This window comes from Arthrobacter tecti, from assembly GCF_054511355.1.
Map to the genome: position 1 here is coordinate 55,202 of NZ_JBTNCT010000019.1, position 13,744 is coordinate 68,945.

Sequence of the window (13,744 nt, forward strand, 5' to 3'; positions counted from 1 at the left end):
AGAGCGAACTTGCGTGCAGTCGTACTTGGTGGAACCGGAGCAATCGGTGGAGCTACGGCTATGACGCTTGCCGGGGCTGGTTGGTCAGTGGATGTCACGGGACGCGATGCGTCTTTCATGCCTTCCGAACTGACCGCGTTAGGCGTCCGGTTCCACTCGATTGACCGTGCTGACATCGCGGCGATCGAAGGCCTCGTGGGCGACGGTGCAGACCTGTTGGTCGACTTGCTGGCGTATCGGGCTTCGGATGTCCGAGCGGTGCTTCCCCTGATGGCGTCGGTAGCCAGCCCGGTGTTGGTTTCCAGCCGTGCTGTGTATGTGGACGGACTGGGCCGGCACGTCAACAGTGACGAGCCGCCGCGCTTCGACGTACCGATTGTCGAGGATGCGCCGACGCTGGCACCCGCGAACGACGACGTCGATCCGTTCAGCCGGGAGGGCTACGCGCCGTCGAAGGTGGCAGCTGAGCAGGTGGCATTGGAAAGTGGCCTTCCTGTCACGGTGATCCGCCCGTCCAAGGTCCATGGGCGTTGGGCGCGGAATCCAAGGACGCGTGTGTTCGTGGAGGCGATGATGGCGGGAACGGGTCGTATCGAGTTGACACTTGGACATGCGATCGACCATCTGACTGCTGCGGGCAACACAGCAGCGCTTATCGCGACGGCTGCGCTGAAGCCGGGTGCGCGGATCCTGAACAGTGCGGACCCTGACAGTCCGGGTGCCGAGCAAATTGTTCGCGCGATCGGCTCCAAGTTGGGCTGGACGGGGACACTGAAGCTTCTTGATGATGCTGTCCCGGACCGCGGGCTGCATCCCTGGCTGCAGAAGCATCCGATCGTGCTGGACACTAGCGCGTCACGTCGACTCGGGTATGTGCCGGTGGGCGCGGCGCTGGACCTGTTGGCTGAGGAAGTCGACTGGGTGGCGTCCCAGGTTCGTGGGTGAGCGACTCCGGTTAGGGTGACAGACTTCCAGCATGAGCGATCTCGTCCCACCGTGGCCGGCCGAAGATCCGTCCTTCGGCCAGGTCTTCCTTCGGCGGTTCATCCCCGACGACGTGACGGCAGTCATTGATCTCTCCCAGGACCCTTACGTTCCGCACATCGGGACCCTTCCGGCCCGGGCTACGGGAGCTCAGGCGCAAGCCTGGCTCAAACGCCAAGAGCAGCGGTATACCGACCGGACAACATTTTCCTTCGCGATGGCCAACAGGACCACCGGCGCATGCCTTGGCTTCATCGGACTGACCATTCGGGAGCTTGCGAGTGGCCGCGCTCAAGCTGGCTATGCGGTTGCTCCGTCATGTCGCGGACTTGGCGCAGCCTCCGATGCCCTCCGAGCGCTGACCACATTCGGATGGACCATCACGGATCTTCACAGGATTGAACTCTTCATCGAGCCGTGGAATGCCGCGTCGATCAGGACGGCGGAGCGTGCAGGCTTCCAGTGCGAGGGTCTCCTGCGCAGCCATCAGGAGATTGCCGGACAACGCCGCGACATGCTCCTCTACTCTGCGATCCGCGAGCCAAATCGGCCGCCCACCTGAACGTCGTACTTCACTCGACAGCCGCGAAAGGCGAGGTACGACGACGGCGCGGGCCGGCGTCGTCGTCGTACTTTGTTTTCCCACCCGTTAGCTGGAGATCAAGATTCGGGAGCACTTTCTGCTGGTCCGCTGTTCCGGGTGTGAATAGGCGTTAGATTGCGAAGCACGCGGAAATGTATTGGATGCAAGACTTCTTGATCCATAGCGCGTTGAATGCCACCAACTTCCGACCTAATCGGGAAACCTGGCTTGGCTTACGACGGCCCACTCGCATCTAATGCATGATATGGGCATCAGATGCGAGTGGTAGGGGTGGGTGCAGGACACCCGTTCGGGGTCTCCACGGTGTATTTGGTGGAGGGTATCGCCTTCATCAAGGAAGACTCATCGGTTTTCGAGGCGATGCTCGATGGTTGGCATGCTCAGCAACTTGGCGGGCGTCGACTTCAAAAGAAGACTGTTGAGGACCGTCTGCTGATGGTGCGTCGGTTCCAGGCACACTCATGCGTCTGGCCCTGGGAGTGGACGGCCGCCGTGTTCGATGAATGGATGACCGATCTGGTCTCGATCCGTAAATTGACGGCGGCAACGATTCGTGGCTACCAGATCGCGGTTCGGCAGTTCTGCGATTTCATTTGTTCACCGCATTATGGGTGGGTCCAGCAGTGTGAAGAGCGCTTTGGAACGCACCCGGTGCAAATTTGCCATGAATGGAACACTCGTCCCCATGTGCAGGAATACGAGGGAGATCCGCACCGACGACCGCTGACACGTTCGGAGCTGCAGCTCCTTTTCGACCGAGCGGACGAAGAGGTGCAGCTGCGCCTGTCGGCCGGCCGCAAAGGAGCCCCCGCCGCATATCGTGATGCCACACTGCTGAAAGTTGTCTACGCGTGGGGCTTAAGGGCAACTGAGGCCGTGCGACTTGATGTGACCGATATGTACCGCAATCCAAAAGTAAGCGCATTCGGAGATTATGGCTTCATCCGGATCCGGCATGGAAAGGTCTCCAGAGGATCACCACCAAAGCCCCGGACGGTGACAACAGTGATGCCTTGGGCGGTGGAATCGCTTCGCGATTACGTTGAGAACGTATTGCCGCTAATGCGTGTCGGTTCGAGTACGGCACTGTGGTTCTCGGAGCGTTCTGGCCGACTCAGCGCCCGATCGCTAAGTGACCGCTTCGCGCTCTACCGGGACGAACTCGGGCTGGACCGGCAACTTTCACCGCACTGCCTGCGACACAGCTACGCGACACACCTTACCGAGGACGGCCATGATGCGTTGTTCGTTCAACGACAACTCGGGCACGCATATCAGTCGACAACCGGGATCTACACGCACGTCTCTGAAGACTTCGCGAATCACATCCTGAACGAGGCTCTCACCAAAATACCAACATTCGCCACGCTGAAATGAGGACAAGATGGGCAAGATCATCGGATACGAATGGCGACTGCGAGAGCAATTAGCGGCAGCTGGAATGTTCAGCACCACAAAGCTCATCCCGCTCCTCGAGGAACGAGGCGTCCACTTATCTCCGAGCCAGGTGTATCGGCTCGTCGCTGAGCGCCCGAAACGTCTGAATCTTCATGTGCTGATGGCTCTGACCGACATTCTCGGCTGCAGTGCCGACGAACTTGTCGTGAAAGTAGACCTCGGTCAAGCCCAAAAAGATCAGGCTGTCGGTGAACAGGGCAAGACGGACACCGCATCCGCTGTAATTCGCTCCCGCGCGCTGCGCCCTCAACCAGCACGCATAACTGAGTAGCCCAGTGGCTCATGCACCTTCGGAGAGCTCCTCAACGACGTGCGGACACGCCGGTCGAACAGTAGGAATACTTGCGGGAGAACGGTACTGCGACTGGTGCTGGAGGAATTCGCCCCGAACGCGACGGCACTGTGTGCGTTGTGGCGAACTGGATCATTTGAACCGGCCGAGTCTTTGTAAACGTTGCCGAGCCTCTGACGCTATCAACGAGCTGTTCTCTGAGGTCGTACTCCGTCAGCGCCCCGAGCTGCTCCCGGTTTGGGACCATCTCATGACAGCCGACGGGCACTACCTGCTGCAACTGATCAAGAGTAAGAGGGCGTGGAGGGTGCTCAGCACCGTCGTATCGCTTCGAGATACCGTCCGACACGAAGATCTAGACCGGATGGGAACTGCACCGTCCGTGAACCAGGTCCGCTCACTCCTAGTGAATTTGGGCGCACTACCGGAACGGAACGAGTATGTGCAACGCCTTCAGAGATGGACCTCCGACCAGATCGCAGCTCTCCCGTACTCAGCGGATCAACTTGCCCTTCGTCAGTTCGTCCGATGGTGCCACCAGCGACGACCAAGGAAAGGGTCCACCACCAACACTGAGGCAGCGAACGACAAGCGCGAACTCCGCCTTATCTTCTCGCTACTGTGCCACCTCAACGCAGCAGAACAGACCGCATCGACGGCAACCCAAGAACACCTGGACGCGTGGGCAGTGAAAGCGCCGCGCGATGCCTTCCGTGTCCGCGGCTTCATCCGCTGGTGCGCTAAAACCGGCACAAATCGATCGCTTACTGCGCCCGACTACCCACGCCTCTCGTTTCGCATTGGAGGCAGCATTGGATCGGGGAACGAAAGCGCATTGCAATCGGCCCTAGGCGACCAGAACCATGATCTACGGATGGCGTTGGCCCTCCTTCTCAACGTTGTCTACGGAATTCGGGTGCATCGAATCGTCGCCTTACAACTAGCTGACCTCTCGGTCAGCGATGGCATTACAAGCGTCCAACTCGGCTCAATCCGGTTAGGTCTTCACCAGCGGCAACCGCATGGGCGGACGTCATCCTCGCCGGCAAGATAAATAAGCGTCGCTTCGGCGGCGCGGCACATGATGAAACGTGGATTTTTCCCGGGTACCGACACGGCGATCACCAACTGGCTTCAAGCCTCGCCGCGCGGCTCAAGAAACTTGGCGTCAAGCCCGCTGTGGCTCACCAAGCCTCCAGCGCGGCGATCATCACTCAAGTACCGCCCGCAGTCGCTGCGCGAATACTCGGGATCAGCTTCACTACGGCATCCAATTGGCACAAACTCGCAGGTCAGGACCAACCACACCCATCGCGGTAAAACCTCTACCACTCATAAACCAGCGGGGCTTCTGAGTATGTCAACTAGTTTTGGCCCCGTCAGGCGATTATATCCGGCCCCGTCTGGGTCAGGATTTTCTGCTTAGCCTGACCAGGCGCAGGATGATTCCTGCCGCGAACATGAGGATGCCGAGCACCACGGACAGCGGCGGAAGTGCGGCGACCAGGGCAACGCATGCCAGGGCGCCAAGCACTTGGAGTGCTTTGGGATACCGGCGGTCTGTATCGGGCTGCGTGAAAGCGGCGATGTTGGCGACCAGGTAGTAGATCAGCACGCCGAACGAGGAGAAACCGATCGCGCCTCGCAGATCGGCGACGGATATGATCGCGCAGATCACCACGGCCAAAGTGATTTCGGCGCGGTGGGGAACTTTGTAGCGGGGGTGGACGGCGGAGAGCCAGTGCGGCAGGTCGTGTTCGCGGGCCATGGCGAGGCTGGTTCGTCCCAGCCCGGCGATGAGGGCCAGCAGTGCGCCCAGTGCCGCGACCGCTGCCCCTACCCGGACTACGGGACCGGCCCATGACATAGTCCCGGTTTCTACCGCGGCCGCGAGGGGCGTGGGGTTGGTCGCCACTCCTTCGGGGCCAATGGTCGCCAGGAGGGTGACGGCGATGATGGCGTAGACGATGATGGTGATGCCCAGGGCGATACCGATGGCGCGGGGGATGGTGCGTTTGGGGTCACGGACTTCTTCGCCCATGGTTGCGATCCTGGCATAGCCGGCGAAGGCGAAGAACAGCAGCCCTGCTGATTGCAGGATCCCATACCAGCCGTGAGCAAGGATTCCGTCCCCGAGAATCCTTGCAGGGTCCGGGGACGAGCCGCCCCAGCAGCCGACAACGGCGATCGCAAGGGCGGCCAAGACCAGCATGACGAGGATGCGGGCCAGCCCGGCTGTCCGGGTCACGCCGTGGTAGTTCACTGCGGCAAGAACGATCACGGCGGCAATGGCTACGAGACGTTCCCACCCTGCCGGGGCGGCGTAGGCGGAAAAGGTCATGGCCATGGCCGCCGCGCTGGCGGTTTTGCCGATCACGAACCCCCACCCTGCCAGGAATCCTGACCAGGGACCGAGCCGTTCCCGGCCGTAGACGTAGGTCCCGCCTGAGGTCGGGTAGACGGCAGCGAGCTGGGCAGAAGATGTGGCGTTACAGAACGCCACGAAAGCCGCGACGACCAGACCGATCAGCAGACCGGACCCTGCCGCCGCCGCTGCAGGGGTGAAAGCCGCGAACACACCGGCACCGATCATCGAACCGAGGCCGATGACGGACGCGTCGAATGTCCCCAGCCTGCGGGCCAGGGCCTGCGAGTTACTCATGCGGGTCTCCTTCGCACTTAGGGAGTACTTCCGCAGCAAGCTCCGCAACGGACCTGCGCCCTTCAACCAGGGCGTCAAGGCCTGCTTTCGTGGCCCGGTAGACGCGGCGTGGCCTGCCGCCCACCACTTCCTGGCGGGAAACCAGCAGGCCGTCCTGCTCCATGCGGTGCAGTGCCGGATAAAGGGTTCCAGGAGAAACGGAATACCCGTGGTTTGCCAGCTCTTCGGACATCCAGGCGCCATGGATGTTTTCCTCGGCGGCGTGATGGAGGATGTGCAGCCGCACTGCTGCACGCATCAATTCACGCATCTCACTCCCAACATCAGCCCTAGATATCGACCCCCGATATCTAGGATCGACCCAATAGTACCTCCGCTCCTCGGCTTCTCCGAACCAGGGGACGCGTTCTCGGGTTCGGAGGGCCGGGACCGCGATTAGTGGCCTTGGGCGGTTGCCAGACTGTGGGCGAGTCGGCACGAATCAGTGTCGGTTTCGATAGTGGTGCCGTTGAAGGTCAGACGGTCCACGATGGCTGCACAGAGACGGGGATCGGTGAATGTGTTGGTCCAGCCGGAGAACGACATAAAGTGGGGCCTAGTCGGTTCTAATATAGAAGATCATCTATCTAAGTATTATCAGACCACTGCCGTTCACCTGCCGTTCATATAGACAAGCTTCTATTGATTCCTGTTGGATCGCCGATCTTTCATAGACGTCCGGGCAACACGGTTGCCATTGGAAGGAATCAATACAGTGCAGAAACGACTTACTCGTACCGCCGGCGCTGCGTCACTAGCCTTCGCCGCGCTGTTACTGAGCGCATGTGGAGGCCAGGACGCCGGGTCGAATACCGGCAGCTCCGCCGACGCCGCAGCTGGCGGATCTGGCTCCGTTGTAGCCGATGGCTCCTCGACAGTGGCACCGCTGACTGAAGCGGCCGCCACAATGTTCCGCGACGTGGATTCTGATGCTAACGTCACCGTCGCCACCTCAGGCACCGGCGGAGGTTTCGCTGCGTTCTGCGCCGGCGAGACCGACATCTCCAACGCGTCCCGGCCGATCTCCGAAGAGGAGATGGCCACCTGCGAGGAAAACGGCGTCGAATACACCGAGGTTGTCATGGCCAACGACGGGCTCTCCGTCGTGGTGAACCCCGAGAACGACTGGGCCGACTGCCTGACCGTCGAGCAGCTTGCCACGATCTGGGGACCTGAATCCGAAGGTGAGATCACCAACTGGAACCAGGTCGACCCGTCCTTCCCAGACCAGGAACTCGCGCTGTTCGGTGCCGGCACCGATTCGGGCACCTTCGATTACTTCACCGAGGCGATCAACGGTGAAGAAGGCGCGATCCGCACCGATTACAGCCCCTCCGAGGATGACAACGTCACTGTTCAGGGCGTTTCCGGCAACGAAGGGTCCATCGGCTTTTTCGGCTTGTCCTACGCCGAGGAAAACGCCGAGTCCGTCAAGCTCGTCGCTGTGGACAACGGCGACGGTTGTGTCCTGCCCTCCACCGAGACCGTCCAGGATGGCACCTACGCACCGCTGGGCCGCCCGCTGTTCATCTACGTAGCCAACGCTTCCTACGCTGAGAAGCCTCAGGTGAAGACCTTCGTTGACTACTACGTGGAGAACGCCGGCGAGGTTGCTGAGGCCGCTCTGTTCATCCCGCTGACCGACGAGCAGCAGACCACCGCAACCGAGCAGCTCGCCTCCATCGGCTCCTAACCCCCTTCAGGGAATCAACGGTTGATAGATATGACAGTTCTTAAAGAAGAATCGAGCGGTCCGGCCAGCGCGCCGGGCCGCTCGGCCCCGTTTGTGTTCAAAGGCAAAAAACGCCACGGTGAAGCGGCCATCATCTGGGTTCTGCGCTTGGCGTCGCTGGTCACGGTCGCCACAACGGTCGGTATTGTCCTTGCCCTGCTGATTCCCGCTATCGGGTTCTTCGAACAGGTTCCTGTGACGGACTTCCTGTTCGGTGACCGGTGGGCGCCCCAGTTCGCCGACGCGACCTTCGGGGTGCTCCCGCTGATTTCCGCGACCATTTGGACAACGTGCATCGCCTTGCTCATCGCGGTCCCCCTGGGCCTGGGCGCGGCGGTGCTGCTCTCCGAGTACGCCAGCCCCCGCCTGCGGAAAGTCCTCAAGCCCATCCTCGAGGTCCTCGCCGGCGTTCCCACGGTCGTGTACGGGTATTTCGCGCTCACCTTCGTTCAGGCCACCGTCTTCCGGGAATGGCTGGGCCTGGATACCGGTGCGTTCAGTGTCCTGGCGGCCGGTGTCGTCATGGGCGTGATGATCGTTCCGACCATTGCCTCCATCTCCGAAGACGCGATGAACGCCGTTCCGCAGTCCCTCCGGCAAGGCTCTGCCGCGCTGGGAGCGACGCGGATGCAGACCAGCGTCCGCGTCGTCTTCCCGGCCGCGCTCTCCGGCATCGTCGCGGCGATCGTCCTCGGCGTCTCCCGGGCAGTCGGTGAAACGATGATCGTCGCCCTCGCAGCCGGCAACCAGGCCCGTATTGTGACCAACCCGCTGGAACAGGGCCAAACCATGACCGGGTTCATCGCCAATGCAGCCCTGGGAGATTCCCGGGTCGGCTCCCTGGAGTACGACACGCTCTTCGCCGTCGGCCTGCTCTTGTTCCTCATCACCTTGCTGGTGAACTTTATCAGCATCCGTATCGTCCGCCGCTTCCGGGAGGCCTACTAATGACTTCCATCGCTGACGTCGTCAGGCCCCTCGGGCACCGCAAAAAAAAGTTCAGCGGCGAGAAGAGCCCCGCCGCCCTGATCTTCCTGATCCTCGTCTGGGGATGCCTAGCGTTCTCGTTCCTGTTCCTCGTCGTCCTGATCATCACTACCCTGCTGGACGGGTACGAACGCCTCGGACTGACGCTTTTCACCGCGTATCCGTCCTCAGACCCCGACGACGCCGGTGCACGCCCTGCGATCCTCGGCTCGGCGTGGGTCATCGGAACCACCGCCGTGATGACCATCCCGCTCGGCGTGGCCGCCGCAGTGCATCTGGAAGAGTTCGCCGACAAGAAGCTTTGGTACAACCGCGTTGTTGAGCTCAACGTGCAGAACCTCGCCGCGGTCCCGGCCATCGTGTATGGCCTGTTGGCCCTGTCTTTCTTGTCCCTGCTTGGGGTTCAGAACAAGAACATCGTGATCGGTGGTGCCCTCGCGCTGAGCCTGCTGATCCTGCCGGTGATCGTGATCGCCACCCGCGAAGCCATCCGCTCAGTCCCCTTGGAGATACGCCAGGGTTCGATGGCGCTGGGGGCTACCCGCTGGCAAACCGTGTGGCGCCAGGTCCTCCCCGCATCCGTGCCCGGCATCGCGACCGGGTCCATCCTGGCCCTCTCCCGCGCGCTGGGCGAAGCAGCTCCACTGCTGGTACTGGGTGCCCTAGTGTTCGTCAGCTTCGACCCGAACGGCATCCTCAGCGGCTTTACCACGATGCCCATCCAGATCTTCAACTGGACCGGCCGTCCGCAGGCAGAGTTCCAGGAACTCGCCGCCGCAGCGTCCATCCTGCTACTCGGGCTGCTGCTCCTGATGAACGGCCTGGCCATCTACATCCGCAATCGCTTCCAGACACGGTGGTAACCATGACAGAACCAACAACCAGCACCCGCACCGGCCAGGACCGCCTGCACGAACAGCACGGCCCCGGAGTCCACTTCCGCACCAGCCACAAGAACGACAGGCTGCCGGATACGCCGGATGCACTGCTCAGCTGCGACAACGTCAACGTCTACTACGGCAACTTCCGCGCCGTCACCGACGTCACCCTCGACTTCGGCGTCAACGAAATCACCGCCCTCATCGGCCCCTCCGGCTGCGGAAAATCCACGCTCCTGCGCACCCTGAACCGCATGAACGACCTCGTCGAAGGCGCGCGGGTTGAAGGCACCGTTTCCTTCCGAGGAACCGACATGTACGGGCAGGAGGTCGACGCGATCGAAGTCCGCCGCCGGGTCGGCATGGTCTTCCAAAAACCAAACCCGTTCCCGAAGTCCATCTACGACAACATCTCCTACGGCCCCCGCGTCACCGGCATGAAAGTCGACAGCATGGACGACCTCGTCGAAGAAGCCCTCACCCGTGCAGCTCTCTGGGGAGAGGTCAAGGACAAGCTCAAGCAATCCGCGTTCGGGCTCTCCGGCGGACAGCAACAGCGCCTCTGCATCGCACGCACCATCGCCGTCAAACCAGATGTGATCCTCATGGATGAACCGTGCTCAGCGTTGGACCCGATCGCCACCATGCGCATCGAGGACCTCATGGGCGAACTGCGCAAGGACTACACCATCGTCATCGTCACCCACAACATGCAGCAGGCAGCCCGGGTCGCCGACCGCACCGCGTTCTTCACCGCACTGGCAGCCGAAGGATCCGGAGACAGAACAGGCGTTCTAGTCGAATATGCCAAGACCAGCAAGATCTTCGAAGACCCGGAGGACCAGCGCACCGAGGACTACATCTCCGGGCGGTTCGGGTGAGCATTGCGATGACTCACCACGTTGATCGACCACGCCGCGGACACTGGTCTCGCCCTAACCCCACTGCATCGCGAAGATGGCCCTGCAAAGTCGCAGCAGTCCTGCCGATGCAAGCTGCCGATGACGCGGTCAGCGGTGAACTGTTGAGTGTCGGAATCGAGCTGAAGCACTACCCAGACGGGCCAAGCGCACTACTGGCCATCGGTGTAGAACGTCCACAAGTCGTCCTCGCTTCGACCGAAATGACGGGCATCAACGTAGTCGACTTCACCGGTGTGGTTGCCGGAGCAGCCGGCATTCCGGTACTGGTCGGCGTCCTTTCGAGCTACAAAAGCCAGGTCGATGCTTTTCACGCGCTGGAACGCGGCGCGCGAGGCATGACACCCCTTCCGATCAGCACCCAGAGCCTGGCCGCATCCGTAAGCCAGCTGGGAATGCTCGAACACGCCGACGCAACGGAGATCCAGTGCGGTGGGCTGACGTTGAGCGCCCAATCACTGCGCGTGTTCGTCCACGGCACCGCCGTTCACTTGGCACCGAAGGAATTCGGGGTACTCCGGTACCTGATGTCAGAAGCCCCGCGGGTCGTGAGCGTAGAGGAGGTCGCCGGTGCCATTGGCAACGACCAAGATCGGGACTTCACTCGAACCCGGATGGCGATCATGCGGACACGGAAGAAACTCATGGAGGCAGCCGCAGACGACGCCGTGTTCATCGAAACAGTTCGCGGACTCGGCTACCGCATGAACTGCTGACACCCCGGGTTGCTTCTACACCGGGAGGTGTTTTCCGTCAGTGCGAGTCGATGCCCAACTGCGGCAGGAGCGCTTCAACCCTGGCCCATACGTCGTCGCGGATCCGCCGGACGTCCTCCGCTGAACGTCCGACAGGATCCTCAATCGCCCAGTCGATGTACTGTCGGCCGGGGTATACCGGGCAGGCGTCACCGCAGCCCATGGTGACGACGAAGTCCGATGCCTGCACAATCTCGTCCGTGAGTGGCTTGGGATACTCTCCGGTAACGGAAACACCGACCTCGTCCAGCAATTCGATCACCTGAGGGTCAATCAGGTCTCCAGGTGCTGATCCGGCAGACCGGACGTGAATCCTGTCGCCCGCAAGGTGTTTCAGGACGCTGGCGGCGATCTGGGATCGGCCGCCGTTGAGCACGCACACGAAGAGCACCTCGGGCACCGGGCGGAGCGCGACACCTCGAGCTGATGCGAGTGCGCTTAGCCGGTCGGTCGCAAAGCGACTGGTTTGGGACGCGAGGAAGCGTGTCACGCGGGCGCGGTCCCGTAAAAGAAAATAGGTGTCGGCGACGTACCTGTGCACCGTCGCTGACGAGAAGTTAGCCGCGAAGCGGTGGCTCAACTGATCTGCAATCCGGTGAATGATCGCAGGCACCTCCGTCACAACATCCCCGGCACCCTCGCGCAAATTGGCCCCGGAAACCGAGGAAGATTCGGCCGAGTTAATCTCAGGACGTGCAGGAGCCCAAGTCTTGGGCATGCTCAGAACTTGACCGAAGCGCATCCAAGCGTCGGCGGTCGGAGCCAGCGTACCGGCCGCTGACGCTTCGATCAGGCCGGCCGCCTCCAGGACTTCGAGTCCTTGCAACGTTTCCGCGAGCCCAGACTGGACCTCGAGGGCCAGACTCTCAGCCGTGTGCGAATGATCCCCGCGTACACTCAGTAGGCTCAGTAGACGTAAGCGAAGTGGGTCCGCCACAGCTTGGACCTGCTGGGCGCGCTCTGCCGCGGAAGCCGCGTCCAAGGGTTTCGCCTTTGGCCCTGACGTCGGATTCGTGCTCACCTGAGCAGGTCCTCGATCGTTGGCCGATAACGGGCGGATATTGAGTACCGCACCTGGCGGCCAGACTGCACCTTATCCAGGATCCCTTCGTCGAACATGATCTTCAGGTGGTGGCTGATGGTCGGCTGACGGAATTCAAGCTGAACCACCAGATCTTTCACCGTGGCACGACCCTCCGGGCTGCCAACGAGCATGCTCAACAGCTGTATCCGTGTTGGATCCGCCACGGCGCGGAGAGTGCGGGCGAGCACCTCAGCGCTCGGCCGGTCCAAAGGCTCAGCAGGCCGTGCATCATTCGCTGGTTGGCGCTCCTGCGGTGCTTCGGACATGGCTTCGAGTCTAGTGCGCCCGAACTGGCCAGTACCGCCGTTCCGCCTGGCCCGTTCACGGTTGATCCACCAGTTGGGTAGCCAGAACCTGGACACGGCGCCTTAGCTCTTCCCGCACCGATCGCACGTCTTCCAGCGACAGATCTGCAGGATCACTGATGTTCCAGTCCTCATACTTTTTGCCCGGATAGATCGGACACGTATCACCGCAACCCATGGTGATTACGACGTCGGCCGCTCGCACAACATCGTCCGTCAGGGGCTTGGGGAACTCCTCACCGAGGCTGATGCCGAGTTCGTCCATTACCTCCACCACATGGCCCTCGAGTTCCTCGGCGGGCATCGACCCGGCCGACCGAACGTTCACCTGCCCGCCGGTCATGACCTTGAGCAGGGCCGCAGCCATCTGGGACCGCCCCGCGTTCTGCACGCAAACAAAAAGAACTTCGGGCACACCACTCAGGCGCTTGCCCTGGGCGTGAGCCAACGCCGCCAGCCTGTCGGATGCGAAACGCCGGGTCAGAATCGGAAGATAGGTCTTGATGCGTGCGGTACGCGCGAGGGCCGCATGGGATTCGAAAACGTAGCGCTCAACCATCTCCGGGCCGAACACGCCGTCGTACTTTGTTGCCAGCTCCTCACAGATGCGCGCCAGAACGTGCTGACGAGCACGTTCTCCCTCATCGGTGAATGCAGGGGCAATCATCGCAGGCTCCTACTCAATGGATTGCGTCAGCTCAGTAGTCCGGGTCGCTGGATCGTCCGTGCACGGTTCCCGTCGGAACGCCGAGGCTCACCAGTTGCGGCGCAGCGCAGCAGCCCGACTCTTGCTCGCTGGGTGTGTGGGCTCCGGAAGACGCACCACAGCCTGACGCAGGCTCCGTCTCGGGGGCGTCGCATGAGCCGCCGAGGTCGGTGTTGCACACTCCCGTTTCGGGGAGTTCGAGCTGCACGCTCGTTGCGCTTGCCTGGTCACCGGCGATGGCCGCGACTACTGACCGGACCTGCTCATAACCGGTAGCGAGCAGGAATGTGGGCGCCCGGCCGTAGCTTTTCATTCCCACGAGGTAGAAGTCTTTCTCC

The 13,744-nt window shown here is 61.7% G+C and carries 14 protein-coding genes and 2 pseudogenes; 9 read left to right on the forward strand and 7 right to left on the reverse strand.

Features of this window, described 5'->3' with window-relative positions:
* The first annotated feature begins 9 nt into the window (after window positions 1-9).
* The 4 genes from ACX80C_RS16500 (at window position 10) to ACX80C_RS16515 (ending at window position 3,317) form a co-directional block, all read left to right on the forward strand.
* Window positions 10-945: an NAD-dependent epimerase/dehydratase family protein gene (locus tag ACX80C_RS16500; protein WP_459327548.1), complete on the forward strand. Its 936-nt coding sequence runs from the start codon at window positions 10-12 to the stop codon at window positions 943-945.
* 31 nt (window positions 946-976) lie between these two features.
* Complete coding sequence (locus ACX80C_RS16505) at window positions 977-1,546, forward strand: GNAT family N-acetyltransferase (RefSeq protein WP_459327549.1); 570 nt, start codon at window positions 977-979, stop codon at window positions 1,544-1,546.
* 354 nt (window positions 1,547-1,900) lie between these two features.
* Window positions 1,901-2,965, forward strand: a complete 1,065-nt coding sequence (locus tag ACX80C_RS16510; RefSeq protein WP_459327550.1) for a tyrosine-type recombinase/integrase — start codon at window positions 1,901-1,903, stop codon at window positions 2,963-2,965.
* Window positions 2,966-2,972: 7 nt separating this feature from the next.
* Window positions 2,973-3,317, forward strand: coding sequence for a helix-turn-helix domain-containing protein (locus ACX80C_RS16515; RefSeq protein WP_459327551.1), 345 nt, complete (start codon window positions 2,973-2,975; stop codon window positions 3,315-3,317).
* A gap of 1,429 nt (window positions 3,318-4,746) precedes the next feature.
* Here the strand turns inward: ACX80C_RS16515 and ACX80C_RS16520 are convergent.
* The 3 genes and pseudogenes from ACX80C_RS16520 to ACX80C_RS16530 form a co-directional block, all read right to left on the reverse strand.
* On the reverse strand, window positions 4,747-6,000 hold the full coding sequence (locus tag ACX80C_RS16520) for an APC family permease (protein ID WP_459327552.1): 1,254 nt from the start codon (window positions 5,998-6,000) through the stop codon (window positions 4,747-4,749).
* Entirely contained in the window at window positions 5,993-6,310 is a 318-nt protein-coding gene (locus ACX80C_RS16525; RefSeq protein ID WP_459327553.1) for a PadR family transcriptional regulator, read from the reverse strand. Before ACX80C_RS16525 ends, ACX80C_RS16520 begins: the two co-directional genes overlap by 8 nt.
* A gap of 125 nt (window positions 6,311-6,435) precedes the next feature.
* Window positions 6,436-6,582, reverse strand: a pseudogene (locus ACX80C_RS16530) (ATP-binding protein); the annotation flags it as partial.
* Window positions 6,583-6,754: 172 nt separating this feature from the next.
* Here ACX80C_RS16530 and ACX80C_RS16535 point away from each other — a divergent pair.
* From ACX80C_RS16535 to ACX80C_RS16555, 5 genes are all read left to right on the forward strand, one after another.
* The gene (locus tag ACX80C_RS16535) at window positions 6,755-7,732 is read left to right on the forward strand and encodes a PstS family phosphate ABC transporter substrate-binding protein (RefSeq protein WP_459327554.1); all 978 of its coding nucleotides are present in this window, start codon (window positions 6,755-6,757) and stop codon (window positions 7,730-7,732) included.
* Window positions 7,733-7,762: 30 nt separating this feature from the next.
* Window positions 7,763-8,719, forward strand: coding sequence for a phosphate ABC transporter permease subunit PstC (gene pstC, locus ACX80C_RS16540; RefSeq protein WP_459327555.1), 957 nt, complete (start codon window positions 7,763-7,765; stop codon window positions 8,717-8,719).
* Entirely contained in the window at window positions 8,719-9,621 is a 903-nt protein-coding gene (gene pstA / locus ACX80C_RS16545) for a phosphate ABC transporter permease PstA (RefSeq protein WP_459327556.1), read from the forward strand. Before pstC ends, pstA begins: the two co-directional genes overlap by 1 nt.
* 2 nt (window positions 9,622-9,623) lie before the next feature.
* Window positions 9,624-10,517, forward strand: a complete 894-nt coding sequence (pstB, locus tag ACX80C_RS16550) for a phosphate ABC transporter ATP-binding protein PstB (RefSeq protein WP_459327557.1) — start codon at window positions 9,624-9,626, stop codon at window positions 10,515-10,517.
* A 107-nt stretch (window positions 10,518-10,624) separates the two neighbouring features.
* The gene (locus ACX80C_RS16555; RefSeq protein ID WP_459327558.1) at window positions 10,625-11,272 is read left to right on the forward strand and encodes a winged helix-turn-helix transcriptional regulator; all 648 of its coding nucleotides are present in this window, start codon (window positions 10,625-10,627) and stop codon (window positions 11,270-11,272) included.
* A gap of 37 nt (window positions 11,273-11,309) precedes the next feature.
* Here the strand turns inward: ACX80C_RS16555 and ACX80C_RS16560 are convergent, their stop codons facing one another.
* The 4 genes and pseudogenes from ACX80C_RS16560 to ACX80C_RS16575 all read right to left on the reverse strand — a co-directional run.
* Window positions 11,310-12,029: an arsenate-mycothiol transferase ArsC gene (locus tag ACX80C_RS16560; RefSeq protein WP_459327559.1), complete on the reverse strand. Its 720-nt coding sequence runs from the start codon at window positions 12,027-12,029 to the stop codon at window positions 11,310-11,312.
* A gap of 299 nt (window positions 12,030-12,328) precedes the next feature.
* Window positions 12,329-12,661: an ArsR/SmtB family transcription factor gene (locus tag ACX80C_RS16565; RefSeq protein ID WP_459327560.1), complete on the reverse strand. Its 333-nt coding sequence runs from the start codon at window positions 12,659-12,661 to the stop codon at window positions 12,329-12,331.
* Window positions 12,662-12,716: 55 nt separating this feature from the next.
* Window positions 12,717-13,367 (reverse strand): arsenate reductase ArsC, encoded by a 651-nt coding sequence (locus ACX80C_RS16570; RefSeq protein WP_459327561.1) that lies wholly within the window; start codon window positions 13,365-13,367, stop codon window positions 12,717-12,719.
* Between the two features lie 31 nt (window positions 13,368-13,398).
* Window positions 13,399-13,744, reverse strand: a pseudogene (locus ACX80C_RS16575) (flavoprotein); the annotation flags it as partial.

What these genes read in the sequence shown, in the direction of transcription:
- pstA (WP_459327556.1), top strand. Translation starts at nt 8,719, where the DNA reads ATGACTTCCATCGCTGACGTCGTCAGGCCCCTCGGGCACCGCAAAAAA.
- ACX80C_RS16505 (WP_459327549.1), top strand. Translation starts at nt 977, where the DNA reads ATGAGCGATCTCGTCCCACCGTGGCCGGCCGAAGATCCGTCCTTCGGC.
- ACX80C_RS16570 (WP_459327561.1), bottom strand. Translation starts at nt 13,367, where the DNA reads ATGATTGCCCCTGCATTCACCGATGAGGGAGAACGTGCTCGTCAGCAC.
- ACX80C_RS16555 (WP_459327558.1), top strand. Translation starts at nt 10,625, where the DNA reads ATGCAAGCTGCCGATGACGCGGTCAGCGGTGAACTGTTGAGTGTCGGA.
- ACX80C_RS16565 (WP_459327560.1), bottom strand. Translation starts at nt 12,661, where the DNA reads ATGTCCGAAGCACCGCAGGAGCGCCAACCAGCGAATGATGCACGGCCT.
- ACX80C_RS16520 (WP_459327552.1), bottom strand. Translation starts at nt 6,000, where the DNA reads ATGAGTAACTCGCAGGCCCTGGCCCGCAGGCTGGGGACATTCGACGCG.
- pstC (WP_459327555.1), top strand. Translation starts at nt 7,763, where the DNA reads ATGACAGTTCTTAAAGAAGAATCGAGCGGTCCGGCCAGCGCGCCGGGC.
- ACX80C_RS16560 (WP_459327559.1), bottom strand. Translation starts at nt 12,029, where the DNA reads ATGCCCAAGACTTGGGCTCCTGCACGTCCTGAGATTAACTCGGCCGAA.
- pstB (WP_459327557.1), top strand. Translation starts at nt 9,624, where the DNA reads ATGACAGAACCAACAACCAGCACCCGCACCGGCCAGGACCGCCTGCAC.
- ACX80C_RS16525 (WP_459327553.1), bottom strand. Translation starts at nt 6,310, where the DNA reads ATGCGTGAATTGATGCGTGCAGCAGTGCGGCTGCACATCCTCCATCAC.
- ACX80C_RS16515 (WP_459327551.1), top strand. Translation starts at nt 2,973, where the DNA reads ATGGGCAAGATCATCGGATACGAATGGCGACTGCGAGAGCAATTAGCG.